The organism is Enterobacter sp. 04-C-12-SI-ECC (assembly GCF_047530715.1).
Classification (GTDB): Bacteria; Pseudomonadota; Gammaproteobacteria; order Enterobacterales; family Enterobacteriaceae; genus Enterobacter; species Enterobacter bugandensis.
In genome coordinates this window covers 1-24,912 of sequence record NZ_JBLKDI010000014.1, presented here as the reverse complement: position 1 = coordinate 24,912, position 24,912 = coordinate 1, and the positions used below count along the sequence as shown (strand labels likewise).

The following is a 24,912-nucleotide window of genomic DNA, read 5'->3' as shown; positions in this document are numbered from 1 at the left end:
TCACAGGCTTCCCATGAAATATATCGTTACATTCAGTGTAGCGATTCCAGTCGAAAGTATGATTTTCTCTTTTCTGCGCATGAGAATCGCCCACCGATAAGGTTACTGGATCCCCCCGCCCAGCGACTGCCACAGCGTGATGCGGTTCTCCAGGTCGGTTTGCTGCAGCGCAATCAGCGATTCCTGCGCCGACCACAGCGACCGCTGCGCGGTCAGTACCGTCAGATAATCCCCCGCGCCCGCCTTATAGCTGCGCGTTGCCACATCCAGCGTTTTTTGCTCGGCCGCCACGTATTCTCGCTGGGCATCAAGCTGCTCGCTGAGCGTTTCACGGCGCGCCAGCGCGTCGGCCACGTCTTTAAACGCGCTCTGGATGGCTTTTTCATAGGTCGCAATTAACCCTTTTTTCTCGGCTTCTGCATAACGCAGCTGCGCCAGATTGTTGCCACCGCTGAACAGCGGCAGGGTGATGGACGGCGCGAATGACCAGACCTTCATCCCGTGGCTGAACAGGGAGGAGAGCGAGTCGCTGCCGACGCCCGCGCTGGCGGTCAGTGAAATGGTCGGGAAGAAGTTGGCGCGCGCCGCGCCGATATTGGCGTTGGCGCTCAGCAGGTTATGTTCCGCTTCCTGAATGTCCGGGCGGCGCAGCAGCGCGCTGGAGCTGACGCCCGCCGGGATCAGCGTGATGGCGTTATCGCTGAGGCTCTCCAGCGTGCCCGGCAGCAGGTTGTCCGGCACCGTGTCGCCCGCAAGCAGATTGAGGGCGTTTTTGTCCTGCATTACCTGCGTCCGGTAGCTCGCCACGCTGGCGCGCGCCTGCTGGTAAACCGCCATCGCTTCACTGACGTCCGTAGCCGCCGCGACGCCCACTTCCTGCTGGCGCTTCACAATCTTCAGCGAGTTTGCCGCGCTCTCCATTGTGGATTTCGCCAGCGCCAGGTTGCTGTTATCCGCCGCCAGCGTCACCCAGGCCGTGGTCAGCTCGCTAACCATCGTAAGGCGCGTGTTCTGCGCGGTGAACTCGCTGGCAAGCCAGGTTTCACGCGCGGCGCGGGAGAGGCTCTGGTTGCGGCCAAACAGATCCAGCTCGAAGCTGGAGACCGCGCCGTTGGCTTCGTCGCTTGTCGCGACGCCGCTTGCCAGCGTGCGGCTGCGGGTGTGGCTCAGCTCGGCGTCCACCGTCGGAAACAGGGACGAGCGCGTTTCACCGTACTGTGCGCGGGCGGCGTCGATATCCGCGATCGCTTTTTGCACGTCGCGGTTGCTGTTCAGCGCCATCGTCACCACGCTTTTCAGCCTCGCGTCGTTCATCACCTGCTGCCACTGGCTCACCACGGCGGTGGCTTCGCCGTGCGCGCCGGGCAAGGTCGCCGGGACGGGGGCGTCCGGGCGTTGATAGGTAGGGTCTAAAGACACACACCCTGCGCTCAGCAGGGCTAACGCTAAAACAGTGACACGAAACATTATGACCTCCGGTTCGGGTGTTTACCGGAGAACAGACGTTTCACCAGTACAAAGAATAAAGGGACGAAGAAGATCGCCAGCAGCGTCGCAGCCAGTGTTCCGCCGATAATGCCGGTACCAATTGCCACGCGGCTGTTGGCACCGGCACCGGTTGCAACGGCCAGCGGCGTCACCCCTGCGATAAACGCCAGCGACGTCATGATGATGGGACGCAGACGCGTCTGGGCGGCACGCAGGGCGGCGCGCGTCAGGGAGTAACCTTCTGCGACTTTGGCTTCGGCAAACTCGACAATCAGGATGGCGTTCTTCGACGACAGGCCGATAGTGGTGAGCAGCGCCACCTGGAAGTAGACGTCATTACTCAGGCCGCGCAGGGAGGCGGCAAGCGCCGCACCCAGCACCCCAAGCGGGATCACCAGGATGACCGAAATCGGCACCGACCAGCTCTCATACAGCGCCGCCAGGCACAGGAACACCACGAGAATGGAAAGGGCATAGAGGCTCATCGCCTGACCGCTTGCCAGTTTTTCCTGCAAAGACAAACCGCTCCACGCCCAGGTGCTGCCGGACGGCAGGCTGTTTGCCAGCTGCTCCATTTTGCTCATCGCCGTGCCGGAGCTCGCGCCGCTGGCGTTTTCGCCCTGTATCTCATACGCCGCCGAGCCGTTGTAGCGCACCAGGCTTTCCGGGCCATACTCCCAGCGCGTGGTGGCGAAGGCGGAGAACGGGGTCATGGTGCTGTCGCTGCCGCGCACATACCATTTGTTGAGATCGGACGGCACGGCGCGATAGTCGCTGTCGCCCTGGATGTAGACCTTTTTCACACGGCCGCGATCGATAAAGTCGTTCACGTAGGTCCCGCCCCAGGCGCTGGAGAGGGTGTTGGTGACGTCGCTCAGGGACAGCCCCAGCGACACGGCCTTGTTGTTGTCGATATCCACCTGAAGCTGCGGCATCTGCGGCAGATCGTTGGCGCGCACGGCGTGCAGCGAGCTGTCCTGGTTGGCTTCGCCAATCAGCTGGTTACGCAGTTTCAGCAGCGCGTCGCGGTCGGTGCCGCCGCTGGCCATCAGCTCAAAGGTAAAACCGTTGCTCTGGCCCAGGCCGTCCACCGCAGGCGGCGTCATCGCAAAGATGGTCGCATCGCGGATGGTGCTCAGTTCCTGCGTGGCACGCAGGGCGATGGCCTGAGCCGTGTTTGCATCGCCTTTACGCTCTGACCAGTTCTTTAGGGAGACAAACGCCATCCCGGCGTTCTGGCCGCTGCCGCTGAAGCTGAAGCCTTCAATGGTGAAGATCACGTTGGTGTTGGCTTTCTCTTTGGTGAGGAACCACTCGCGCACCTGGCGGCTGACTTCGGCGGTACGTACCGTCGTCGCGCCGGCTGGCAGGGTGTACTGCACCATGATTTCGCCCTGGTCTTCCGTCGGCAGGAAGCTGCCCGGCAACTTAAGCATGGCGAAGCCCATCGCGCCGCAGAGCAGGGCGTAGATGACCAGCATGCCGCCGGAACGGCGCAGAGCGCGCAGCACCTTGTTCTGATAACCGCGCTCGGTCCTGCTGTAGAAGCGGTTAAACGCGCCGAAGAAGCCCTTTTTGTGCGGCGTCGTGTGGCTCAGAATCGAGCCGCAGAGCGCGGGCGTCAGGGTCAGCGCCACCACCACGGAGAGGAACATCGCCGAAATAATGGTGACCGAGAACTGACGGTAAATCACCCCGGTTGAGCCGCCGAAGAAGGCCATCGGCAGGAATACCGCAGAGAGCACCAGCGCAATGGCGACCAGCGCGCCGGAGATTTCGCCCATCGATTTCTCGGTGGCTTCCCGGGCGGGCAGCCCCTCGTCGCGCATAATACGCTCGACGTTTTCCACCACCACGATGGCGTCATCCACCAAAAGCCCAATCGCCAGCACCATGGCAAACAGCGTCAGGGTATTGATGGAGTAGCCGAACAGCGCCAGCACGCCGAAGGTACCCAGCAGAACGACAGGTACCGCCAACGCGGGGATCAGCGTCGCGCGGATGTTTTGCAGGAACAGGTACATCACCACCACCACGAGGACAATGGCTTCGAACAGGGTCTGAATCACGTCCTCAACGGAGATCTTGATGAACTCGGTGCTGTCCTTCGGGTAGGCCACGTCGTAGCCTTCCGGCATCGACTTTTTGAACTCGGCAATCTTGTCTTTCACCGCCGTCGCAGTGTTGAGCGCGTTCGCACCCGGTGAGAGCATGACTGCCATACCCGCCGCCGGGTGGCCGTTGAGCTTCGCGGTGGCGGTATAATCTTCGCTGCCCATCTCCACGCGGGCGACATCGCTGATGCGCACCACCGCGCCGTTGGACTGGCTCTTCACAATGATGTTTTTAAACTGATCCACCGTCTGCAGGCGCGACTGGGCGCGGACGGTGGCGGTCAGCTGCTGGGCGTTCGACGAGGGCAGCGCGCCGATTTTACCGGCGGAGACCTGCACGTTCTGCGCTTCAATCGCGCTCTGCACGTCGGACGGCATCAGCGAGTAGGATGCCAGCTTCGCCGGGTCGAGCCAGATGCGCATCGCGTATTCCGCCCCGAACACCTGCAGGCTCCCGACGCCTTCCACGCGCGCCAGCGGATCCTGCATATTACTCACCAGCCAGTCGGCAATATCCGAGCTGCTGGCGGTGTCGGTTTTATCGTACACGCCCATGATCAGCAGGAAGTTGCTCTGGGATTTTTCGACGGTGATCCCGGACTGCTGCACCTCGGTGGGCAGGCGCGATTCCGCCTGCTGGACTTTGTTCTGCACCTGCACCTGAGCGGTGTCCGGGTCAGTGCCCTGCTCGAAGGTGACGGTAATGCTCACCGATCCGTCCGAGCTGCTGGTGGAGGTGAAGTAGAGCAGGTTATCCAGCCCGGTCAGTTGCTGCTCGATCACCTGCGTTACGCTGTTTTCCAGCGTCTGCGCGGAGGCACCGGTATAGGTGGCGGAGATTTTGATCGACGGCGGCGCAACGTCCGGGTACTGCGCGACCGGCAGCGTGCGGATGGCCAGCATCCCGGCGAGCATGATAAGAATAGCGATAACCCAGGCAAAGACCGGGCGACGCACGAAGAAACGGGAAAACATCAGGCGTTTCCTCCGTTGGCTTTCATCTCTTCGGCCTTCACTTCCTGCCCGGCGGTGACTTTGTCAGTACCTTCCACAATCAGCCTGTCGCCCGCCTTCAGCCCGCTCAGCACCAGCCATTTGTCGCCGTAGGTGTCACCCGTTTCCAGCTGACGCTGCTCGACCTTGTTGCTGGCATTGACCACCAGAGCGGTGGCGGTGCCTTTGGCGTCACGGGTGATGCCCTGCTGCGGCGCGAGGATCGCGTCGCTCATGACGCCTTCATCCACCCTGGCGCGGACAAACATGCCCGGCAGGAGCTGATGCTGCGGGTTCGGGAAGACGGCGCGCAGCGTGACCGAGCCGGTTGATTCATCCACCGCCACTTCGGTTAACGCCAGGCGGCCTTTCTCGCTGTAGGTGCTGCCGTCTTCGAGGATTAACGACACGCTTAGCGTATCGCTATTGGTGGCAAGGGTTTGCTTGCGTAAACGCAGCAGATCGGCGCTGGAACGGGTTAAGTCGACGTACATGCTGTCCAGCCCGCGAATGGTGGCGAGCGCGGTATCCTGCTGGGCGGTGACCAGCGCGCCGGGGGTGACGGAGGAGATGCCGATGCGTCCGGCAATCGGCGCGGTGACGGTGGTCCAGTTGAGGTTAATGCGCGCGCTCTCCTGCGCGGCCTTCTTTGATTCAACGCTGGCCTTGTCCTGCGCGCAGGTGGACTTCGCGTCTTCTGCGTCCTGACGCGACACGCCGTCGTCTTTCACCAGCTGCGCATAGCGCTGGGCTTTCTGGCAGTCGGCCTGCACCAGCGCCTGGGCCTGTTTCAGCGCCGCGGCGGCTTCATCAAACGCCGCGCGGTAGCTGGAAGGGTCAATTTGATACAGCGCCTGTCCGGCCTTCACGGTATCGCCTTCGGTGAACAACCTCTTCTGAATAATGCCGCCCACCTGCGGGCGCACTTCGGCGCTCATGGCGGCGGTGGTGCGGCCCGTGAGTTCGCTGACGACGGAGACCGGCTGGCTCATGAGAGTGACAATCCCCACATCCGGAAGAGGATGCTGGGGAGCAGATGTTTGCGCATTATCGCACCCGGTCAGGAGGAGTAATGCCGCGATGGAGGTTGTTATGGTTTTCATAATCTTTTTCCAGGGTGAACGATGCCTGCCCTGTTAAAGGCTCAACAGGGAGGAAGGCTATTTAAAGGCACAGCGATACCGCATCTCCGGCATGGCCGAAAATGTTAAGTTGGGAAATTACTTATTCCCGCTAATTATTCACATGCGATTACTTCGCAGAGAAAAGCATATTTAAAATATTCTGATAGATAGGCTCTAATTGTTCTGACGGTACTTTTAAAGGCGCGAGTCGACGGTAAATCGTACCTTCGATCATCACCGCGGTAATTTCCACGCAGCAGCGAATATGTTCATCGCTCAGATGAGGAAATTGTTTTTTCAGGTGCGCACAGGCATTGGTAAACATCCGGGCATCGGCTGCGATCATCATGGCCGCCACCTGCGGGTTACGGGTCGCCTCGGCAGACATTTCGAGCATCAACGCATCGTCGTCTTCGTTGAGCGTCTGACGCCAGGCGAGCGCCTGCGGCATCCCTTCCACCACCGTTTTGTCCTGCATCCCTTCGATGCGTGAGTCGATAATGCGGCGGATCATCTCTTCAATAATCGCGTCTTTGTTACTGAAATAACGATAAATTTGCCCGACACTAAGCTTCGCCTCACTGGCAATTTGCGACATGCTGGCGGCGTGAAATCCGCTGGCGCGAAAGCAGCGACGCGCGGCGGTGATGATTTCGTCCTGACGTTGTTTTTGTCGTTCTTCCAGCTTTGTGCTCATCGTCGTATACCGTGCAAAAGTGAGAATGATCGTTCTCAGTATACGTTTTGGATGCGTATTGGAAAGGCTTTTTTTATTTAGTTATTGAGTGAATGTTTCTGTATTAAAAAAAAGGAGGAAATTAGGAGTTTTTATGAAGGTTAAGCTGTGAGATATTCAAATTGCGCGGAAAATAAGGAGAGGAATATGCACCTGAGCATAACAGATAATGTAACACCCGCAGAAAAAGAAGAGCTATTTGTGGGGTTAAGAGCCTATAACGGACAGTTTATCGATCTGACAAACTTTAGCGGCGACATTGGCGTTTATGTACGAGACGATAAAGGCGTCATGCTCGGCGGGCTCATTGGAGTGCGTAAAGGCGACTGGCTGAATATCGACTTTCTCTGGGTCAGCGACACCGTGCGGGGTACCGGCGTGGGCAGCCAGCTTATCAAAACGGCGGAAGATGAAGCTAGACGCAAAGGCTGCAAGCATGCGCTGGTGGATACCGTCAGCTTCCAGGCGCGTCCGTTCTATGAAAAACAGGGGTACCAGCTGCAGATGTCTTTGCAGGATTATCCGTACCCGGGCATGCAGCGACATTACCTGGCGAAAGCCCTTTAAGCTCTGAATCCGTAGGCCGGGTAAGCGCAGCGTCACCCGGCCATACCCGCATATAACTTATCCTTCTTATTGATTCTTTTTCGTTTTTTATTTCACCGCCTCGTTGTCGATATAGTCACTACAACATTCAGCAAAAGGAACTGTCTCGTGAAACGTCGATTGGGTGCTCTGGTTCTCGCTGGCCTGCTGCTGGCAGGGTGCGATCAAAGTGGCAGCGATGCCAAACACATAAAAGTGGGCGTCATCAACGGCGCTGAACAGGACGTGGCGGAAGTCGCCAAAAAGGTGGCAAAAGAAAAATATGGCCTGGACGTGGAGCTGGTCGGCTTCAGCGGCTCGCTATTGCCCAACGATGCCACTAACCAGGGAGAGCTGGATGCCAACGTCTTCCAGCATCGCCCGTTCCTTGCAGAAGATAACAAGGCGCATGGCTACAAGCTGGTGGCCGTGGCGAACACCTTTGTTTTCCCGATGGCCGGCTATTCCCGCAAAATCAAATCCGTCTCTGACCTGAAGGACGGGGCGACTATCGCCATTCCAAACGATCCGACCAACCTTGGCCGCGCGCTGCTGCTGCTGCAAAAAGAGAAGCTCATCACCCTGAAGCCGGACACCGGGCTGCTGCCGACGGCGCTGGATATTACCGCCAACCCTAAGCAGCTGAAAATCATGGAACTGGAAGGGGCACAGCTGCCGCGCGTGCTGGATGACCCGAAAGTGGATGTCGCCATCATCAGCACTACCTATATTCAGCAAACAGGGCTATCGCCGGTGCATGACAGCGTCTTTATTGAAGACAAAAACTCGCCGTACGTGAACATCGTGGTGACGCGCGAAGACAACAAAGACGCGGAGAACGTGAAGGCGTTTATCCAGTCCTATCAGTCACCGGAAGTGGCGAAAGCGGCAGAGACGATCTTCAACGGCGGGGCGGTGCCAGGCTGGTAAAGGTGCCGGCAGAAAACGCGGTGATGAAAATGGCCCGATACCATCGGTAATCGCCCTTTAGCCCACAGCACCAATTGTGACGGCTGGCTATCCTCCTTATCACACCAACCGGAGGATAGCCCATGAACATTACCCAAATTCGCAATGCCACCCTGCTAATTACCTACGCCGGAAAACGCCTTTTAATCGACCCGATGCTGGCCCCGAAAGGCGCTTATCCGGGCTTTCCCGGTACGGCGCATGCCGAACGCCGTAACCCGACGGTCGAACTCCCCGTCGATGTCAATACGCTGCTGGACGCTGACGCGGTGATCGTCACCCATACCCATGACGATCACTGGGATCGCACCGCGGCAGAGCTGATCGCCAAAGACAAACCTATCTACGTGCAAAACGATCGTGACGCCGCGCTGCTGCGCAGCCAGGGATTTACCAACCTGACGATCATGACCGACGAGACCACCTTCGGGGAGGTTCGGATTGCGAAAACGTACGGCGGCCAGCACGGGACCGACCGCGCTTACGCCGTGCCAGAACTGGCGGAGCTGCTGGGCGAGGCCTGTGGCGTGGTGCTGCGTCATCCTGATGAGAAGACGCTCTATCTTGCCGGGGATACCATCTGGCGCGAAGAGGTGGCAGCCGATCTGCAAAAACACCAGCCGGATGTGGTGGTACTGAACGCCGGTTATGCCCACGTCATCGGCTTTGGGCCCATTATTATGGGACAGGAAGATGTGCTTAACGTCCATTTCCTGCTGCCGCAGGCTAAAATCGTCGCGAGCCACATGGAGGCGATTAACCACTGCCTGTTGACCCGCAGCGCGCTGCGTGAGTACGTCGAAGCCAACCAGGTGAGCGATGTGGTGAGCATTCCCCAGGATGGCGAAACCGTTATATTCTGAGTGCGTTAACGGGAAAGGAGAGACAGATGTCGCTAATCAACGTCGCGATTGTCGCGGTAGACGGGTTCAGCCCGTTCCACTACTCCGTTCCCTGCATTCTGTTTGGTGATTCGGTCTCCGGCGAAAAGCGCTTTAACGTGACGATCTGCGCCGAAACGCCGGGGTTTCTTACCTCAAAAGACGGGTTTGCCCTCAACGCCACGCAGGATTACACCGCCATCGGGCAGGCCGACATTGTTGTCGTTCCCTACTGGCAGCACGTCCTTGAACGGCCGCCTCAGGCGCTGCTCGACAGCCTGGTGTTGGCGAGAGACAACGGCGCGGAAATTGTCGGCCTGTGTCTGGGGTCGTTTGTGCTGGCCTGGGCGGGGATCCTCGACGGTAAACGGGCCGCCACCCACTGGGAGTTTGAACATCATTTCCAGTCGCTCTTTCCGAACGTCCAGCTGGATATCAATGCCCTCTACGTGGATGACGGCAATATCATCACCTCTGCCGGTACTGCGGCTGCGCTGGACTGCTGCCTGTACATCATTCGCCAGCGTTTTGGCAGCGTCGTCGCCAACCAGATTGCCCGTCGGATGATTGTCCCGCCCCATCGCGAGGGCGGGCAGGCGCAGTTCATCGCCCAGCCGGTTCCGAAAGATACCCGTGACGCACGTATTAACTGCCTGATCGACTACCTGCAGCAGCACATCACCGAACCGCATAGTCTGGATTCGCTGGCGGAGGTGGTTTCGATGAGCCGCCGCACGCTGACTCGTCATTTTATTAAAGCCACGGGGATGAGCGTCGCCGACTGGCTTACCGCCGAACGCCTGCGGCGCAGCCAGATTTTGCTTGAAGCCGGAAATATGCCCGTTGAGAGCGTGGCGGAGCTGGTGGGATTTAATTCCGCCATCACCTGGCGACAGCAGTTTAAGGCGCGCTTTGGGGTGAGCCCAGCGGAGTGGCGAAAGACGTTCCGTGTTCATCCGTCTTTATAATTCTGTCGCGATGGAATAAAAAGGCGTGGGGGACATTTTCGGGGTGACGGCTACGAACGCCCCTAACGAGCGCGCTTTAAACACCGTAATCTATTATTTTCTACTTTAGCGCCAGTGTCTTTTTAGCGTGGTCCTGTTTTTTTTGCTGAAAATGCTGATGTATCAGACGGGTTACAAGACGCATCTCTTCCGGTTAAGATATTGCACGTTACTTTCCAGAAGAAAAGGTAGTGGCATGAACAATATTGAAACGCAGTTACTTGAATCAGGTTTCACCGTAAAAGAGTTAGCGTATCTGAACCGAAACATCAGTCGTTATGGTTCATCCTTGCTCGAGGTCGTGCTTGAGTTAGGTAAGCGATTTATCATGGTTCTGTGTATTACTGCGGCTGTGGCTCTGATTTTCCTGGCGCTTATTTTTTTCGCTGAACATTACAATCTTGTTTCCGGGGGCATCTCTCTTTTCATCGTGTTAGCGATTGTCTGGTTTTTTCAACCCCCGGTCATTACCTACAAAGCCTGGCGCTACAGAAAGAAATACATTAGTTCTGGCCAGACGCATTAGAAATTAAATCAAACGAGACTTTTGCAGAGACACCCCAGCCGACAATTTTCATAGTGAGCGCTGCGCGATTCATACCGTCTACCTTGCGGTAGAAATCCAGCGGGAGATAGCGAAACAGACGCCATGATTCGGGTTTTCGGATGGCGCCAAATACCGTATAGACGCTTGCTGCCAGGCTTACGCTATTGAAGACTCCCAGTGCTGATTCACGTTTAAATCCCATAAACTGAGCGATATCCATGACGCCATCTGCCAGCATACCTTCAGATTTTGGTTGATGTTGAAGCGTTCTGTTAATTTCTTTTGAAATAGCATTTGCACCATCCATAACCAGAATCGCTCCTGCAAGCGCACCCACTGGATTCATTGTCATCATTGCACCAACGCCTGCAACAATCTGTAACCCGGAAAGTACAACCTTTATCGACGAGATAAAGTAACCGATGACTTTGTTATTTTCTTTAACCAGCTCAATCTGAGCAAAAAGCTGAGCTGTACGTGAGCGAAGCATTCTGCTTTGATCAAGAAGACTTTCGTTCTCAGCCCGGATGTTTTTCAGGCATTCCATGCACTCATCATGACTTCTGGCCGCCCGGGTAGCGCTAAACTGTTGCATTACAAATTGCCGAATATCATCCATAAATTTAATTCGTGCGAGTCCGTCGCTGAGATGTTGCCCTCCGACAATATTCGCAGTATTGATAAGCTTTCGGGCTTCAAGGTTAATCATTGTTTCAGCCCATGCACGGGTGTTCTGACCAGGGAAAAGTGCAATATCCATTTTAATTTTCTCATCTGATAACCAATGTTTACAGATTATCCAGCCAGCAGAAACTGACAACAATAAATTGGATAATTTATCGCGAGCTCAGAATTCGCTGAAGCATATACCTGCGGAAATCATCATCGTCGTTGATGGCGACCATGAGAGGGATGACTGGAGAAAAGTAATTAAGGAAACAAACACTTACCCCAGCCTCTCCACCCTCGTCTCCCCCTCCTCCATCGACAGCTGATACAGCGAAAACGATCTGTGCTTCTCAATCAACGTCGCCAGCTCCGGCGAGTGGCTGGTGAGCCAGATCTGCGAGTAGCGGCTGGCCTCGGCGATTAAGCTCGCCAGGGCGGGCAGCATCTGTGGGTGCAGGCTGTTTTCCGGTTCGTTTAACGCGATAAACGCCGGCGGGCGCGGGCTTAACAGCGCCACCGCCAGGCACAGAAAGCGCAGGGTGCCGTCGGAGAACTCCGCCGGTTCCAGCGGCCTGCTCAGCCCCTCGCGCTGCATCATCATGCGAAAATGTCCGCCGCTGTTGTCGCTGTAAAACACGCAGCCGGGGAAGGCCTGGTCAAGGATGCGCATCAGCAGCAGCTCGTCGCCAATCTCCACGATAGTCTGAAACGCCGCCGCCAGGTTGGCGCCGTCGCTGGCCAGCACCGGGGAGCGGAAACCGACCTGCGGGGCGCGCATCGCCGAGCCGATTGATACAGAAAACTCATGATAAAAGCGCCAGTTACGCAGGGACTCGCGCATCTGCGACACTTCCGGGTAAAGGTGCGGTTCGCCAAGCTGCCCGAATACCGATTCGTTCTCGTACAGCGTGCCGCTGTGGGTCACTTTTTCATGATGCACGTTGTTCAGAAACACGGCCTGATTCCTGCGCTTCATCAGCTGTGACGATGGTCGACGGTGCTGGCCGCTCAGCCAGATGGACTCCTCTTTGATCACCGGGTCGAGTTGAAACTGTGAGGGATACGGCAGCTTCTCCACAAACCCGACCTGCAGCTCGTATTCGTAGGTCTCAGTTTCTACCGCCAGATTCATCCGCCGCAGCTGGTCGCTGCGGGTTTTGCCTGCCCAGAACACCTTCAGAATGCCGCCCTCGTTCGCCAGCGCCTGGGAAAACTGCCCTTGCGCGGCGCTGTGCATCAGGTGTATCGCCTTGTAAATATTGGATTTCCCGGTACCGTTCGGCCCGAAGACGATGTTGAGCTGCTCCAGCTCCAGCGACATCTCGCGGATGGAGCGGTAGTTTTGAATGTGCAGGGTGTTGATCACAGGCAGGTCCCTTTTGCAGAATATAACTGTATATAATCACAGTCTTTAGATGAAATGCAAAAAAGAGACGACAGTGAGGATGTCGTCTAAACGGGGTACTGCTTTGGGCCTCTATGGGTCAATGGGGCCTTCGCATTTTTTTCATCACTTGACTGCCAGACGCAGACCCAAATCATCAGGATAGGGATCAAAGTAGTTTTGCGTCATCAGATACCGGTCGGGGTATTCGGCCAGGTAGTGCTTCAGCAGCGTGATCGGCGCGAGGATAGGCAACTGTCCGTTGCGATAATGCAGGATCACATCGCGCAGCTCGCCGCGCTGGCGGGTGTTGAGCTGGTTACGAAAATAGCCCTGAATATGCATCAGCACGTTGGTGTGATTCTTCCGCGAGGCGGGTTTTTTCAGGATGGTCATCAGCTTTTCCCGGTACGCCACGAAGAAAGCGTCCAGGTCTTCCCACTCGTGCAGCGAGGCAACGAACGGGCCAATCTCACGGTAGCCCGCCTGGTGGTGCGCAAGCAGCTGAAGCTTATAGCGGCTGTGGAAGTCCAGCAGCGCGCGGCGCGTGAGGCCATTTTTACGTAGCGTGTTGAGTTCGTGCAGCGCAAAAACGCGCTCGACGAAGTTTTCCCGCAGCACCGGGTCGTGCAGGCGTCCGTCTTCTTCAACGGGCAGCCACGGCAAGGTTTCAAGGAGGGCGGCGGTGAACAGCCCGACCCCCTCCTTGCGGCCCCGGTTGCCGTTTTCATCATACAGCCGCACGCGTTCCATGCCGCAGCTTGGGGATTTTGCACAGACAACAAAGCCTGCGAGATCGCCGATTTTCGGCAAATAATCTGCCGCAAATTCAGCCATTTTCTGCGTAACGTCTTCGTTAGGCGCGTGGCTGAAGCGCATCTGCGTTTCTCCATCTGTCGTGACGATCAGACGCAGCGCCGGGCGAGGCGTCGACAGGCCGATGGCCATCTCCGGGCAGACGGGCCTGAAATTCACCCACTGGGCCAGCTCATCCATGATGAAGCCCATGCGCTTATGTCCGCCGTCAAAGCGAACGGCGGATCCGGTCAAACATCCGCTAATACCGAGCACAGGTTTCGTTGTCATGGTGTAGTCCTCCCGTTCATATAACTAAAAATTACACAACATGACTAATTTGTCCAAGTATTCGCGGAGCTATTTTTTATAATCCTTTAAAATCAATGCCTCTTAACTGCCCTTGTAGGTCGAGTAGCCGTACTGGCTAAGCAGAAGTGGAATGTGCAGCTTCTCGTTGGTGCGGGTCACGGTAAACAGCACCGGGATCTCCGGGAAGAAGGTATCCAGCTTTTTGCCGTGGAAATACTCTGCGGTTTTAAAGGTTACTTTGTACACGCCAGGCTGCATGTCCTGATCCTGCGGATAGAGCGATTTAATACGGCCATCCTGGTCGGTTTTACCGCTGGCAACCTGAGTCCATTTGTCCTGCTGCTGCTTCTCCAGCGTAACGGTAACGTCTGATGGCGGCATTCCGGTTTGCTGGTCAAGAATGTGGACGCTTAGCGTGCCGGCAGGGGCGCTAAAGGCGGCAGGGGCAAAGGCCATCGAGGCCAGGATCAGCAGAGGGGCAGTTTTTTTCATGGTGTTTTCCTGTTGAGTTATTCGTCACAGGAAAACGTTAGCATCTGCGGCGCGGGAAAATATTCAACTTTTCGTGAAGATTCCCGCAGGAGAAAATTATCAGAGGATAATTACTTCAAGCGATACCTGCTGCTGCCACTGCTCCACCTGCTTTTTCCGCCCGGCGGTAAGCTTGCCGCTGGTGACCAGCAGCCATTTCCGCTCCGGGAAAATCTCCGGCGCCAGCGCGTCAGGGGGAACCGGCAGGATGTCGATGCGGTGGCCCTGCCCGGTGCGCGTTAGGGCTTCGAGCCAGATCTCGCATGGGTCGTTCAGGTGCCAGCCGCTGAGCAGAATATTGTCGCCCGGCGCTTTTTTATCGCCTTCGAGGCAAAACGAGGTGTAGGCGATGATGATGCCGTCGAGGATCGCGCGCAGGGTCATGGCGGCGGCGACGTTAGCCGAGACCTGGCTGCGCAGCGGACGCAGAACGTTCGCGACCAGTTCCGGCCTTGGGTACTCGCGCCCGGCGTCGTAAATCATCTGGCGCAGGGACTCGACTTTGCCGTCCTGCAGGCGTTGCAGCATGCTCTGCTGCAGCGTTTGCCAGTTGTTGGTCCGCCCCGGCGTCGGGCGTTCCAGCAGCGGTTTGACCTGGCCGATCGGGACGCCTTTTTTTACCCAGTCGAGGATTTTGAGCGCCTGCTGGACGTCCTCATCGCTGTACTGGCGGTGGCCGCCTTCCGTGCGCTGTGGCTTGAGTAAACCGTAGCGACGCTGCCACGCCCGCAGGGTGGTGGCGGTGATGCCGCTGAGTCTGGCGAATTCGCCGATGGAGTAAGCCATGTCCGTGTCCAGGGTGGAGGAATACTCTCAATATACTACGAATTTTCCCGAACGGGATGAAGCGCCAAAACGGTGCACTACACTTAACTTCCTACCGTGCAAATGAAAGGAATTCTCATGAAGCTATGGCCTGTTGTGACCGGTGTTGCGATTGCCCTGACGCTGGTCGCCTGTAAATCCCCCACGCCGCCGAAAGGCGTGCAGCCTATTACCAACTTTGACGCCAGCCGCTATCTCGGCAAATGGTACGAAGTCGCCCGTCTGGAAAACCGCTTTGAACGCGGTCTGGAACAGGTGACGGCGACCTACGGCGAGCGCAGCGACGGCGGCATCAGCGTGCTTAACCGGGGTTTTGATCCGGTGAAGAACAAGTGGAGCGAGAGCGAGGGGAAAGCTTACTTTACCGGCGAGCCGACCACCGCCGCGCTGAAGGTATCGTTCTTCGGCCCGTTCTACGGCGGGTATAACGTGATCAGGCTGGACGATAAGTACCAGTACGCGCTGGTGAGCGGCCCGAACCGCGACTATCTGTGGATCCTGTCACGCACGCCGACCATCCCGGATGCGGTAAAGCAGGATTACCTGAACACCGCGCGCAGTCTGGGCTTCCAGGTTGATCAGCTGGTATGGGTGAAGCAGTAAAAATCGTGCTTTCTTCCTGGGGCATTACTGGCTCGCCTGGATAGACTTCCGTTAAAAGCCCAACGGAGAAAGACGGCATGAACGGGCGAGCGGAGCTGCCATCCCGGTGGGGAGCGTTACAGCAGCTACAGGATATTCTCATTGCGGCAGGCGTGCCGATGGAAAACGTCACCGTGGTGGTACCGAGGAATGGGGTGATGAGGAACAGATCTCAAAGAGTGGGTTGAAATAGTTCGGTTTTCTAATCATGATCCCCCCATGAAAATAGAAACCGCACTCCCCAAACACTTTGAACGTCTGGTCGCGATCTGGGAATCTTCCGTTCGCGCCACCCATCACTTTTTACAAGAAAGCGATATTGCGGCGCTGCGCCCGTTATTGCTCAACGCCTATCTGCCTAACCTCAAGGTCGTGATTGCTCGCGATGACGCAGGCGTTATTCACGGCTTTTTAGGCGTGGATGAAAACCGCATTGAAATGCTTTTTGTTGATGACGCGAGCCGAGGGAAGGGCGTTGGGAAATTGCTGCTGCAATACGCTATTGCAGAGTTCGGTGCGAACGAGGTGGATGTGAATGAACAGAACCCGCAGGGCGTCGCGTTTTATCGCCATATGGGGTTTGAGCAGGTCGGACGCTCGGAACTGGACGGGCAGGGGAATCCGTTTCCGTTGTTGCATATGAAGCTGAGCAGAGATACCGGGATTAGCGCTTAGCCTGTTTATCCCATTTTAATAAGCCGACGATATCTTTCTCACCTTCGGCTTCTTTCAGCAGGCGCTGCTTTTTTTCAAACTCAATGTATTCTGAGCACGCCTTCTCATCAGCTGCTTTCTTACTGATTTTGCCAGCTCCTTCTAAAACGTCCCGGTCATTAAATTGCAGGAACTGATCGAGTTTGGTTTGCCAGTCTCGTAAAAATACCTGCTTGCGACGTTTGGCCTGATCTTCGGCAAAATCGAGCCACATATTAACGACGCGATTAAGCTCGCTGACCTCATCCTGAGACAGATAATTTTTTGCCGTGGTGACATCGCTTTTACGGACTTCTTCGCCCTTATAGCTGGTCAACCCCATATGCGGTTGAGTGGCGTCCGCACGTTGGTGAATCAACTCAGCAGCGGTAAGACCCGTGCAGGCAAAATGCAGTTTATTTTGGATTGTCTGGAAGAATTGCGTGGTTTCTTTGAGTGATGGCTGATAGTCAGCGGCTAGCGCAAAAATTTCCCTCACGCGAAGATAGACCCGGCGTTCACTGGCCCGTATGTCGCGAATGCGTTCCAGCATTTCATCGAAATAGTCAGGCACGGCGGATGAACCCACAGGCGGGTTTTTCAGACGCTCGTCGTCCATAACGAAGCCTTTAACCAGATATTCCTGCAGCGTTTGGGTGGCCCACTGGCGGAACTGTGTACCTCGTGCGGAGCGGACGCGATAGCCGATGGCAAGAATAACGGGCAGGCTAAAGTATTGAACGTTATATACTTTACCATCGCTGGCAGTTGTTCGGTAAAACCGAACAACTGAATTTTCGACCAGCTCACCCTCATCAAAAATATTCTTGATATGCCCGCTGATCGTAGCTTTGGCTTTGCCGTATAACTCACAGATCGTGGCCTGTGAGAGCCACAACGTATCGCTTTCGAAGCGGCATTCAATGCGAACTTTTCCATCCTTGCTGGCAAACATGACGAACTCACCGGCTGGTGAATTCATTAATTCTTCATATGTCATGCTGCCTCCGCGTTATAAGGTTGATGCCGGTAAGCTCGTAGTATGCCAGAAACAGCCGCTAAGCCAGGTGGTTTGTATTTGATTTTGCGAGGCGCTTTCCATGATGCTGAGTTTGGATCGCCGCAAGCGCGTCCTCTATCTCAATCAGCTTTGCCTTCGTCCGTTTATAATCGTCCTGCAACCGCTGCTCCTGCTCGTTATACGCCACCAGAACGATGCACCCTTTCATGACCTTTACCGTGACCTGCTGTCCGGTATCAAAACCCGCCGCGCGCAGCCACTTGCCGGAAAGGATGATTTTCGGCGTGGATTTGTCGAAAACATTCGGACGGTATCCCACAATTAATGAACGCTCGGTTCCGGATTGGTCGGTGTCTGGGGTAGAATGCGAATCAGCCATAATCAACTCCTTGATAGTTGGTGAGGTTAGCTCTTGCCAGGTATTGCGAGTACTTGGCGAGGGCGTTTCAATTTGAGGTTTTCGTATGTTAAGGTACGTACCTCAATGAAGATATCTTGCTCTTGTAGGTACGTACATGCCAACAGCTAAACGTGACCCTAATCAGTCAAAATCCGGAAAAGCACCGACTTTTCAGATTCGTATTACGCCGGAGTTGAAAGCGCAGTTTGAGGCTGCAGCTAAGGATGCGGGATTAAGTTTAGGGAATTGGTTTAAAATTCTAGGCAGGAATGAACTAGCACGCCTTCGTTCAGAAAAGGAGTAATCATTACTTCATTTGATTAATGTGTTCAATGTAACTTCTGGCCTCTTGGTTATCTGGCTCAACTTGTAACCAAAAACGAATTTTTCCTTCTAAACTTTTTATGTAATTAGGGTCTTTAATTTTTTCATTATTAATGTGACTAAAAATCCCGTATTTTTTAATATAATGCATGGTTTTTCTAATTTCACGCCTGGTTTTTCTCGGTAATTGTAACTTATCTTTACTAACGTCAATTCCCGTCACTATTTTTTGTTTTGTGTTGTTCAGCAGTTTCGTTTTTTCTTTATTTAAAATAAAACCATAGCTTTCAATTATGTCAGTTACATAACTAATAAATTTTGACGGAATCGCTTCGCCAGAAAAAACCATATCATCGGCATATCGGCTATATTTCAAATTAAATTTTAACGCCAATTTTGACAGTCGTTCATCTAATGGATAAAGTAATATATTACTTAGTGAAGGGCTAGTGATGCCGCCTTGAGGTAAGCAACCGTCAAGACAACATAATGATGCTAGTGCATAAGATACATTTTTCGCATATCCCAGAGAATCAAATAATTTAATTACCCAATTTATTGGTATGCTAGGAAAAAAATCTTTGATGTCAATTTTAAGTAAGAAATGATTATTCAAATGCTGTTCTGCATTATCTATAATTGATTTTCCTTTCTTATATGCAAACGCATTTTTATGAGTTCGTAAAGAATATAGCAATTTTTCATGAATCCATGTCTGACACTTACGTAGCGATGGATAAGGTGAAGATATTTTTCGATATCCTCCTTTCTTTTTCGGTATTTTAAATTCGCGATAAAACGATTTTGTTCCAAAAACAATGTCGTTGATTTCAGGGTATTTTATTCCAATAAGCTTAGATAAGTGTTCAACTTCAAAGATTACGGGAATGTTTCGAGACTCTAAAGTTTTAATATAATCAAGATAAGTAGATATAAAATTGGTATTTATACCTTTTTCAAGATAAAAATCTTCCCATTCACGTCTCATAATTATATCCTGTCAAAATAAAATGACTTGTAGAAACTACTTTCTATACCTGACACCTAAGTTCTCTTCAAGAGCGAGATGTTGCGTGACGCGACATCTCGACCTTGAAAGAACCGCGAGAATAGCAACGCTATTCGAAGCGACTATACGGAGTTATCCGTATAGTCGTGGTTAAAGTGACCCTTAACCAAGGAGCGACTACACTCCAACGTGCTAGTTTCTACAAGTCTGCATCCTATTTATCATAATTCATTCACTTTTGAAAGTGATTTTATCAAGAAGTCTGCGGTTAGGAATATAAAAAGAATTTACATCAAATTTTTCAGGTTCAAATCGTTCTGGAAGAGCCAACCATGTATACGTGCTATTATTTTTTTTTGCAAGGTTGAGTTGCGAAATACCTATGCTTGTTATTTTGTAAAACTCTTCTTTGGCTTCTTCAATCATCCCTTTATTAGTTAATGAAGTCATATTTTTAATGAAAGATGAAAAAGATATTTTAAGTCTTTTAAATATGGTGAATGCTTCTAAACCATGAGATGACTTTAACAAAATTTTTAGAATTTCGATTTCTATTTTATGTTGCATTTATGCGTCTCCCATGGCTCTGGTTAATAATGTTTTCCTGCTTCTTTCATCAAGATATATTGGCCACCAAAAAATTGGGAATACGCTATTCGGCGTATTCCCCTCAGTTCTAGCGTAAAGAGACTCAGTTTCTCCATAACCATTTTTTGGTAAGTCTCTACCTTTGTAGTTTTGTGATAATGTCTTTTCCAATATATCCATTATCGTGAGTAGGCTCTCTTTCTTTTCCTTATTATCATAAAAATCACTGATTCCACGTTTTATTTCATATATATAAGTAACTGGTATGTTTTCTTGTCTTAGTCTCTCTAATCCAACGGTAGATGCAGCAATGACGAAGATTTTTATATCAATATCTACAATCCCTTGCCTTTCATAAATACGCCTCAATTCATTAAATCGACCAATTGCACTTTGTCCACTACCTATGAATTCATCAACTAAAACTATCTTTTTGTGAACGCCACCATGTCTATTAAATTCTTTAAAAGAAGCACCATATCTATTAACGGATATATGATTTCGCCATTCTCTTTTTTCAAGCCTAGGTTTTAAGGCATACAGTATATATTGTCCACTGTCAGGACTATTATCAGCAGATAAAGAAACTATTTGAGTTTGATCGCTTTCAAGAGATGGATCAGTTACGATTTCATCGCAAAGGGTGGTTAGAGCATCATTAAATTTAGAATCATCAAGATATATGAATCTATCTAATAATTCTATAATTAGATCTTGTTGATTATCATCTTTGCAATCTTCAAATAGAAGAGTAGAAACTTCGTCATGTTTTTCTGCAAGCCATGGCTGCTTTTTATGTAACTTAAAAACAATGTCGAATATTGATTTTCTCATTTTGTAATATTAATTGATAAGATTACTTTTCATGTTCGATCAATACCACAAACAAAAATTGTTGTAAATCCTCATGGGCAATGGAAAGCAAGTTATTTCTTCAAAAAATATGGTGTGAAAGGATATATTTTTGGCGGAAGATCACAGGAGTCGAACCTGCCCGGGAACGCTGGCGCCCCCAACTGGATTTGAAGTCCAGCCACCTCACCGGAGATGACGATCTTCCGCGCCTGCATTGCTACATGGAGGCGGGGCGCATTATAGCTACTTTCAGGCATTTACCACATACCCCACACCACTTTTTTCACCTCTCTTTTGACCTGTACCCCCCTGTTTCAGCTAATTCCTAAGAAAATCCTCAGGTTAGCCTTTTGTGCTCTCCAACATTTATCGCGATCACAAAAAACAAGAAACGTAATCTGCTAACCAGAAAACGCAATACCCGCCGTTGAAACAATGGTTTAAAACCAATGCAACCGGTCTCAGCGCCCCCTACAGCGTGAAGGATAAAAAATATGAGCGAAGTATTGTCAGTAAAAGAGAAGATTGGCTATGGGATGGGTGACGCCGCCAGCCACATCATTTTTGATAACGTCATGTTGTACATGATGTTTTTCTACACCGATATTTTCGGCATTCCCGCCGGGTTTGTCGGCACCATGTTCCTGCTGGCCCGCGCGCTGGATGCGATCTCCGACCCGTGCATGGGGCTGATTGCCGACCGCACCCGCAGCCGCTGGGGCAAGTTCCGCCCGTGGATTTTGTTCGGTGCCATCCCGTTCGGCATCGTCTGCGTGCTGGCCTACACCACGCCGGACCTCAGTCTCAACGGAAAAATGGTTTATGCCGCCGTGACTTACACCCTGCTGACCCTGCTCTATACCGTGGTCAACATCCCGTACTGCGCGTTGGGCGGGGTAATCACCAGTGACCCGACGCAGCGTATATCCCTTCAGTCCTGGCGCTTCGTGCTGGCGACCGCGGGCGGCATGCTCTCCACGGTGCTGATGATGCCGCTGGTGAACCTGATTGGTGGCGACGATAAGGCGTTCGGCTTCCAGGGCGGGATCGCCGTGCTGTCGGTGGTCGCGTTCCTGATGCTGGCGTTCTGCTTCTTCACCACCAAAGAGCGCATCCAGGTGCCGCCGAGCACCACCTCCATGCGGGAAGACCTGCGCGATATCTGGCAAAACGACCAGTGGCGCATTGTCGGCGTGCTGACCATCCTCAATATCCTCGCCGTCTGCGTACGCGGCGGGGCGATGATGTACTACTGCACCTGGATCATGGGCTCGCCGGAAGTGTTCGTCGCGTTCCTCACCACCTACTGCGTCGGCAACCTGATCGGCTCCGCGCTGGCGAAACCGCTCACTGACTGGAAGTGCAAGGTCAGCATCTTCTGGTGGACCAACGCCGCGCTGGCGGTGGTCAGCGTGGCGATGTTCTTCGTGCCGATGCACGCCACGGTGCTGATGTTCGCCTTTATCTTCGTCATCGGCGTGCTGCACCAGCTGGTGACGCCAATCCAGTGGGTGATGATGTCCGATACCGTCGACTACGGCGAATGGACCAACGGCAAACGCCTGACCGGCATCAGCTTTGCGGGCACGCTGTTCGTGCTGAAGCTCGGCCTGGCGCTGGGCGGGGCGATGATCGGCTGGATGCTGGCAGGCGGCGGCTACGACGCGGCGGCCAAAACCCAGAACAGCGCGACCATCAGCATCATTATCGGCCTGTTTACGCTGGCACCGGCGATCTGCTACGTGCTGAGCGCCATTATCGCCAAACGCTACTACACGCTGAAAACCCCCTTCCTGACCAAAATCCTGGGTGAGCTGGCGCAGGGCGCGCGCCGCAATCAGCAGGATTTTGAAAACCTGCCGGTCAGTAAAGAATTGCAGAACTAAGAGGACGAAAGCATGAAAATCAGTGATGGAAACTGGCTTATTCAACCGGGCCTGAACGTGACCTATCCGGTTCAGGTGTTCGACGTGGAGCAGCAGGGCAATGACCTGGTGGTGTATGTTGCGCCGCGCGACGTGCGTGAGCGCACCTGGCAGCTCGACACGTTGATGTTCACGGTGCGCCTGTTTTCCCCGCAGGAAGGGATTGTCGGGGTGCGCATCGAGCACTTCCAGGGCGCGCTGAACAACGGCCCGCACTATCCCCTGAACGTTCTGAAAGACGTGAAGGTCGAGATTGAAAACAACGCCGAATTTGCCGAGCTGAAAAGCGGCAGCGTCAGCGTGCGCGTCACCAAAGGCGAGTTCTGGGCGCTGGATTTCCTGCGCAACGGCCAGCGCATTACCGGCAGCCAGCTGAAAAACAACGGCTACGTGCAGGACAGTAACACCGACCGTAATTACGTGTTCGAGCGTCTGGATCTGGGCGTGGGGGAAACAGTCTACGGCCTGGGCGAGCGCTTTACCGCGCTGGTGCGCAACGGCCAGACGGTCGAAACCTGGAACCGCGACGGCGGCACCAGCACCGAGCAGTCCTACAAAAATATCCCATTCTACCTGACCAACCGCGGCTACGGCGTGCTGGTGAATCACCCGGAAAACGTCTCGTTTGAAGTCGGCTCCGAGAAGGTCTCTAAAGTGCAGTTCAGCGTGGAAGGGGAATATCTGGAGTATTTCGTGATCGACGGCCCAACGCCAAAAGAGGTGCTGAACCGCTATACGCAGTTCACCGGGCGTCCGGCGCTGCCGCCGGCGTGGTCGTTCGGCCTGTGGCTGACCACGTCGTTCACCACCAACTACGACGAAGCCACGGTGAACAGCTTTATCGACGGCATGGCCGAGCGCGACCTGCCGCTGCACGTGTTCCACTTCGACTGCTTCTGGATGAAGGCCTTCCAGTGGTGCGACTTCGAATGGGACCCGGTGACCTTCCCGGATCCGGAAGGGATGATCCGCCGCCTGAAAGAGAAAGGGCTGAAGGTCTGCGTGTGGATCAACCCGTACATCGGCCAGAAATCCCCGATCTTCCAGGAGCTGAAAGCGAAGGGCTACCTGCTCAAGCGCCCGGACGGCTCCCTGTGGCAGTGGGACAAATGGCAGCCGGGGCTGGCGATTTACGACTTCACCAATCCGGACGCATGCCGGTGGTATGCCGACAAGCTGAAAGGCCTGGTGGATATCGGCGTTGACTGCTTCAAGACCGACTTCGGCGAGCGTATCCCGACCGACGTGCAGTGGTTCGACGGTTCCGATCCGCAGAAGATGCACAACCACTACGCCTACATTTATAACGAACTGGTGTGGAACGTGCTGAAAGAGACCGTCGGCGAAGAGGAGGCGGTGCTTTTTGCCCGCTCGGCGTCCGTCGGAGCGCAACAGTTCCCGGTACACTGGGGCGGCGACTGCTACGCCAACTACGAGTCGATGGCGGAAAGCCTGCGCGGTGGGCTGTCGATTGGCCTGTCCGGCTTCGGGTTCTGGAGCCACGATATCGGCGGGTTCGAAAACACCGCTCCGGCGCACGTCTATAAACGCTGGTGCGCGTTCGGGCTGTTCTCCAGCCACAGCCGCCTGCACGGCAGCAAATCCTACCGCGTGCCGTGGGCGTACGATGACGAGTCCTGCGACGTGGTGCGCCACTTCACGCAGCTGAAGTGTCAGCTGATGCCGTACTTGTACCGTCAGGCGGCGCTGGCCCGCGAGTTCGGCACGCCGATGCTGCGTGCGATGATGCTGGAGTTCCCGGACGATCCGGCGTGTGATTACCTCGACCGTCAGTACATGCTGGGGGATTCCATGATGGTGGCGCCGGTGTTCTCCGAGGCGGGGGACGTGCAGTTCTACCTGCCGGAAGGCCGCTGGACCCACCTGTGGCACAACGACGAAATCCATGGCAGCCGCTGGCATAAGCAGCAGCACGATTTTATGAGCCTGCCGGTCTACGTGCGCGACAACACCCTGCTGGCGCTGGGTAACAATAACCAGAAGCCGGACTACGCGTGGAACGCGGGGACGGCCTTCCAGCTGTTTAACCTGGAGGATGGCGCAGCGGCGGTGAGCGAAGTGCCTGCGGCGGACGGTTCCGTGGCGTTTACGTTGAAGGCGTCACGTCGGGGCGACATTGTGACTTTTACCGGCGCGGGTGACGCGCAAAACTGGTCGGTGTGCTTGCGCAACGTGCAGAAGGTGAGTGGCGTGAAAGGCGGCTCGCACGCGGGCAGCGAGTGGGGTGTGGTGGTGAAAGCGGAGGGGGATGAGGTGGTGGTTCAGCTCTGAGGTGGAAAATGCCCGGTGGCGCTTCGCTTACCGGGCCTAAGGTAATTATGCGCTCTGATGCCCTCACCCTGACCCTCTCCCATGTACAGTCCGGGGACATGGTAGACAGGTGTTCGGGGACATGGTGAACACTTTTTAACATCCTTTACCCATGGTGATCGACTTTTTCTTCAGGTCGATCACCCCCACTTTCGTGCTGTACC

25 protein-coding genes, 1 tRNA gene and 1 pseudogene are annotated in these 24,912 nt (G+C 54.2%); 11 read left to right on the top strand and 16 right to left on the bottom strand.

What is annotated here, in order from left to right:
- Positions 1–102: 102 nt before the first annotated feature.
- From ACMWL8_RS16925 to ACMWL8_RS16910, 4 genes are all read right to left on the bottom strand, one after another.
- A complete protein-coding gene (locus ACMWL8_RS16925; RefSeq protein ID WP_045260818.1) occupies positions 103–1,467 on the bottom strand; it encodes an efflux transporter outer membrane subunit in 1,365 nt (454 codons plus the stop codon).
- Positions 1,467–4,577 carry an efflux RND transporter permease subunit gene (locus tag ACMWL8_RS16920; protein WP_045260817.1) on the bottom strand — a complete coding sequence of 1,037 codons (3,111 nt, stop codon included), beginning with the start codon at positions 4,575–4,577 and terminating at the stop codon, positions 1,467–1,469. The genes ACMWL8_RS16925 and ACMWL8_RS16920 overlap by 1 nt, the downstream gene beginning before the upstream one ends.
- The gene (locus ACMWL8_RS16915; protein WP_045260816.1) at positions 4,577–5,698 is read right to left on the bottom strand and encodes an efflux RND transporter periplasmic adaptor subunit; all 1,122 of its coding nucleotides are present in this window, start codon (positions 5,696–5,698) and stop codon (positions 4,577–4,579) included. Before ACMWL8_RS16915 ends, ACMWL8_RS16920 begins: the two co-directional genes overlap by 1 nt.
- Positions 5,699–5,846: 148 nt before the next feature.
- Positions 5,847–6,416 carry a TetR/AcrR family transcriptional regulator gene (locus tag ACMWL8_RS16910; RefSeq protein ID WP_041911692.1) on the bottom strand — a complete coding sequence of 190 codons (570 nt, stop codon included), beginning with the start codon at positions 6,414–6,416 and terminating at the stop codon, positions 5,847–5,849.
- 186 nt (positions 6,417–6,602) lie between these two features.
- Here ACMWL8_RS16910 and ACMWL8_RS16905 point away from each other — a divergent pair, with 186 nt between their 5' ends.
- The 5 genes from ACMWL8_RS16905 (at position 6,603) to ACMWL8_RS16885 (ending at position 10,423) form a co-directional block, all read left to right on the top strand.
- Complete coding sequence (locus tag ACMWL8_RS16905) at positions 6,603–7,022, top strand: GNAT family N-acetyltransferase (protein WP_193050899.1); 420 nt, start codon at positions 6,603–6,605, stop codon at positions 7,020–7,022.
- Between the two features lie 147 nt (positions 7,023–7,169).
- Positions 7,170–7,970, top strand: coding sequence for a lipoprotein NlpA (gene nlpA, locus ACMWL8_RS16900; RefSeq protein WP_028014989.1), 801 nt, complete (start codon positions 7,170–7,172; stop codon positions 7,968–7,970).
- Positions 7,971–8,092: 122 nt separating this feature from the next.
- Complete coding sequence (locus ACMWL8_RS16895; RefSeq protein ID WP_045260814.1) at positions 8,093–8,872, top strand: MBL fold metallo-hydrolase; 780 nt, start codon at positions 8,093–8,095, stop codon at positions 8,870–8,872.
- A 26-nt stretch (positions 8,873–8,898) separates the two neighbouring features.
- Positions 8,899–9,858, top strand: coding sequence for a GlxA family transcriptional regulator (locus ACMWL8_RS16890; RefSeq protein WP_045260813.1), 960 nt, complete (start codon positions 8,899–8,901; stop codon positions 9,856–9,858).
- Between the two features lie 235 nt (positions 9,859–10,093).
- A complete protein-coding gene (locus ACMWL8_RS16885) occupies positions 10,094–10,423 on the top strand; it encodes a hypothetical protein (RefSeq protein WP_041911688.1) in 330 nt (109 codons plus the stop codon).
- Here the strand turns inward: ACMWL8_RS16885 and ACMWL8_RS16880 are convergent.
- From ACMWL8_RS16880 to ACMWL8_RS16860, 5 genes are all read right to left on the bottom strand, one after another.
- The gene (locus ACMWL8_RS16880; protein ID WP_045260812.1) at positions 10,401–11,204 is read right to left on the bottom strand and encodes a DUF4225 domain-containing protein; all 804 of its coding nucleotides are present in this window, start codon (positions 11,202–11,204) and stop codon (positions 10,401–10,403) included. The genes ACMWL8_RS16885 and ACMWL8_RS16880 overlap by 23 nt on opposite strands.
- A gap of 186 nt (positions 11,205–11,390) precedes the next feature.
- Positions 11,391–12,479 (bottom strand): AAA family ATPase, encoded by a 1,089-nt coding sequence (locus ACMWL8_RS16875; RefSeq protein WP_045260811.1) that lies wholly within the window; start codon positions 12,477–12,479, stop codon positions 11,391–11,393.
- Positions 12,480–12,623: 144 nt separating this feature from the next.
- Positions 12,624–13,583 (bottom strand): YbgA family protein, encoded by a 960-nt coding sequence (locus tag ACMWL8_RS16870; RefSeq protein WP_045260810.1) that lies wholly within the window; start codon positions 13,581–13,583, stop codon positions 12,624–12,626.
- A gap of 102 nt (positions 13,584–13,685) precedes the next feature.
- Positions 13,686–14,096: a hydroxyisourate hydrolase gene (uraH, locus tag ACMWL8_RS16865; protein ID WP_028014995.1), complete on the bottom strand. Its 411-nt coding sequence runs from the start codon at positions 14,094–14,096 to the stop codon at positions 13,686–13,688.
- A gap of 99 nt (positions 14,097–14,195) precedes the next feature.
- Positions 14,196–14,921, bottom strand: a complete 726-nt coding sequence (locus tag ACMWL8_RS16860) for a MerR family transcriptional regulator (protein WP_028014996.1) — start codon at positions 14,919–14,921, stop codon at positions 14,196–14,198.
- 117 nt (positions 14,922–15,038) lie between these two features.
- Here ACMWL8_RS16860 and ACMWL8_RS16855 point away from each other — a divergent pair, with 117 nt between their 5' ends.
- From ACMWL8_RS16855 to ACMWL8_RS16845, 3 genes and pseudogenes are all read left to right on the top strand, one after another.
- On the top strand, positions 15,039–15,563 hold the full coding sequence (locus ACMWL8_RS16855) for a lipocalin family protein (protein WP_045260809.1): 525 nt from the start codon (positions 15,039–15,041) through the stop codon (positions 15,561–15,563).
- A gap of 113 nt (positions 15,564–15,676) precedes the next feature.
- Positions 15,677–15,790 (top strand): annotated as a pseudogene (locus ACMWL8_RS16850) (class I SAM-dependent methyltransferase); the annotation flags it as partial.
- Positions 15,791–15,821: 31 nt separating this feature from the next.
- Complete coding sequence (locus tag ACMWL8_RS16845; protein ID WP_045260808.1) at positions 15,822–16,277, top strand: acetyltransferase; 456 nt, start codon at positions 15,822–15,824, stop codon at positions 16,275–16,277.
- Here ACMWL8_RS16845 and ACMWL8_RS16840 read toward each other — a convergent pair.
- Both ACMWL8_RS16840 and ACMWL8_RS16835 read right to left on the bottom strand, forming a co-directional pair.
- Positions 16,267–17,295, bottom strand: a complete 1,029-nt coding sequence (locus tag ACMWL8_RS16840) for a virulence RhuM family protein (RefSeq protein ID WP_045260807.1) — start codon at positions 17,293–17,295, stop codon at positions 16,267–16,269. The two genes, ACMWL8_RS16845 and ACMWL8_RS16840, sit on opposite strands and share 11 nt — an antisense overlap.
- Before the next feature lie 58 nt (positions 17,296–17,353).
- Positions 17,354–17,695 carry a SymE family type I addiction module toxin gene (locus ACMWL8_RS16835; protein ID WP_045260806.1) on the bottom strand — a complete coding sequence of 114 codons (342 nt, stop codon included), beginning with the start codon at positions 17,693–17,695 and terminating at the stop codon, positions 17,354–17,356.
- A 136-nt stretch (positions 17,696–17,831) separates the two neighbouring features.
- On the opposite strand from ACMWL8_RS16835, the gene ACMWL8_RS16830 reads away from it, so the two are divergent.
- Positions 17,832–18,020: a toxin-antitoxin system HicB family antitoxin gene (locus ACMWL8_RS16830; RefSeq protein WP_072049692.1), complete on the top strand. Its 189-nt coding sequence runs from the start codon at positions 17,832–17,834 to the stop codon at positions 18,018–18,020.
- A 3-nt stretch (positions 18,021–18,023) separates the two neighbouring features.
- Here ACMWL8_RS16830 and ACMWL8_RS16825 read toward each other — a convergent pair whose 3' ends face one another.
- The 4 genes from ACMWL8_RS16825 to ACMWL8_RS16810 form a co-directional block, all read right to left on the bottom strand.
- Positions 18,024–19,028 (bottom strand): retron St85 family RNA-directed DNA polymerase, encoded by a 1,005-nt coding sequence (locus ACMWL8_RS16825; protein WP_232949020.1) that lies wholly within the window; start codon positions 19,026–19,028, stop codon positions 18,024–18,026.
- 249 nt (positions 19,029–19,277) lie between these two features.
- Entirely contained in the window at positions 19,278–19,616 is a 339-nt protein-coding gene (locus ACMWL8_RS16820; RefSeq protein ID WP_045260804.1) for a hypothetical protein, read from the bottom strand.
- The gene (locus ACMWL8_RS16815; protein WP_045260803.1) at positions 19,617–20,471 is read right to left on the bottom strand and encodes a hypothetical protein; all 855 of its coding nucleotides are present in this window, start codon (positions 20,469–20,471) and stop codon (positions 19,617–19,619) included.
- Positions 20,472–20,602: 131 nt separating this feature from the next.
- Positions 20,603–20,697: transfer RNA gene (locus ACMWL8_RS16810), tRNA-Sec, on the bottom strand.
- A 289-nt stretch (positions 20,698–20,986) separates the two neighbouring features.
- Between ACMWL8_RS16810 and ACMWL8_RS16805 the strand changes: the two genes are divergently transcribed.
- Together ACMWL8_RS16805 and yicI are read left to right on the top strand one after the other, a co-directional pair.
- Positions 20,987–22,378 carry a glycoside-pentoside-hexuronide family transporter gene (locus ACMWL8_RS16805; RefSeq protein WP_045260802.1) on the top strand — a complete coding sequence of 464 codons (1,392 nt, stop codon included), beginning with the start codon at positions 20,987–20,989 and terminating at the stop codon, positions 22,376–22,378.
- A 12-nt stretch (positions 22,379–22,390) separates the two neighbouring features.
- A complete protein-coding gene (gene yicI, locus ACMWL8_RS16800) occupies positions 22,391–24,709 on the top strand; it encodes an alpha-xylosidase (RefSeq protein WP_045260801.1) in 2,319 nt (772 codons plus the stop codon).
- A 135-nt stretch (positions 24,710–24,844) separates the two neighbouring features.
- Here the strand turns inward: yicI and ACMWL8_RS16795 are convergent.
- Positions 24,845–24,912: hypothetical protein (locus ACMWL8_RS16795; RefSeq protein WP_240516136.1), on the bottom strand; the 68-nt coding region annotated here is incomplete at its 5' end.

Excerpts from the sequence above, each read along its gene's own strand:
- ACMWL8_RS16825 (WP_232949020.1), bottom strand. The coding sequence starts at position 19,028 with ATGAGACGTGAATGGGAAGATTTTTATCTTGAAAAAGGTATAAATACC.
- ACMWL8_RS16890 (WP_045260813.1), top strand. The coding sequence starts at position 8,899 with ATGTCGCTAATCAACGTCGCGATTGTCGCGGTAGACGGGTTCAGCCCG.
- ACMWL8_RS16910 (WP_041911692.1), bottom strand. The coding sequence starts at position 6,416 with ATGAGCACAAAGCTGGAAGAACGACAAAAACAACGTCAGGACGAAATC.
- ACMWL8_RS16905 (WP_193050899.1), top strand. The coding sequence starts at position 6,603 with ATGCACCTGAGCATAACAGATAATGTAACACCCGCAGAAAAAGAAGAG.
- ACMWL8_RS16820 (WP_045260804.1), bottom strand. The coding sequence starts at position 19,616 with ATGCAACATAAAATAGAAATCGAAATTCTAAAAATTTTGTTAAAGTCA.
- ACMWL8_RS16915 (WP_045260816.1), bottom strand. The coding sequence starts at position 5,698 with ATGAAAACCATAACAACCTCCATCGCGGCATTACTCCTCCTGACCGGG.
- ACMWL8_RS16870 (WP_045260810.1), bottom strand. The coding sequence starts at position 13,583 with ATGACAACGAAACCTGTGCTCGGTATTAGCGGATGTTTGACCGGATCC.
- ACMWL8_RS16830 (WP_072049692.1), top strand. The coding sequence starts at position 17,832 with ATGCCAACAGCTAAACGTGACCCTAATCAGTCAAAATCCGGAAAAGCA.
- ACMWL8_RS16815 (WP_045260803.1), bottom strand. The coding sequence starts at position 20,471 with ATGAGAAAATCAATATTCGACATTGTTTTTAAGTTACATAAAAAGCAG.
- ACMWL8_RS16835 (WP_045260806.1), bottom strand. The coding sequence starts at position 17,695 with ATGGCTGATTCGCATTCTACCCCAGACACCGACCAATCCGGAACCGAG.
- ACMWL8_RS16840 (WP_045260807.1), bottom strand. The coding sequence starts at position 17,295 with ATGACATATGAAGAATTAATGAATTCACCAGCCGGTGAGTTCGTCATG.
- ACMWL8_RS16895 (WP_045260814.1), top strand. The coding sequence starts at position 8,093 with ATGAACATTACCCAAATTCGCAATGCCACCCTGCTAATTACCTACGCC.
- ACMWL8_RS16880 (WP_045260812.1), bottom strand. The coding sequence starts at position 11,204 with ATGGATATTGCACTTTTCCCTGGTCAGAACACCCGTGCATGGGCTGAA.
- ACMWL8_RS16805 (WP_045260802.1), top strand. The coding sequence starts at position 20,987 with ATGAGCGAAGTATTGTCAGTAAAAGAGAAGATTGGCTATGGGATGGGT.
- ACMWL8_RS16845 (WP_045260808.1), top strand. The coding sequence starts at position 15,822 with ATGAAAATAGAAACCGCACTCCCCAAACACTTTGAACGTCTGGTCGCG.
- uraH (WP_028014995.1), bottom strand. The coding sequence starts at position 14,096 with ATGAAAAAAACTGCCCCTCTGCTGATCCTGGCCTCGATGGCCTTTGCC.
- ACMWL8_RS16920 (WP_045260817.1), bottom strand. The coding sequence starts at position 4,577 with ATGTTTTCCCGTTTCTTCGTGCGTCGCCCGGTCTTTGCCTGGGTTATC.
- ACMWL8_RS16925 (WP_045260818.1), bottom strand. The coding sequence starts at position 1,467 with ATGTTTCGTGTCACTGTTTTAGCGTTAGCCCTGCTGAGCGCAGGGTGT.
- ACMWL8_RS16855 (WP_045260809.1), top strand. The coding sequence starts at position 15,039 with ATGAAGCTATGGCCTGTTGTGACCGGTGTTGCGATTGCCCTGACGCTG.
- ACMWL8_RS16860 (WP_028014996.1), bottom strand. The coding sequence starts at position 14,921 with ATGGCTTACTCCATCGGCGAATTCGCCAGACTCAGCGGCATCACCGCC.
- yicI (WP_045260801.1), top strand. The coding sequence starts at position 22,391 with ATGAAAATCAGTGATGGAAACTGGCTTATTCAACCGGGCCTGAACGTG.
- ACMWL8_RS16885 (WP_041911688.1), top strand. The coding sequence starts at position 10,094 with ATGAACAATATTGAAACGCAGTTACTTGAATCAGGTTTCACCGTAAAA.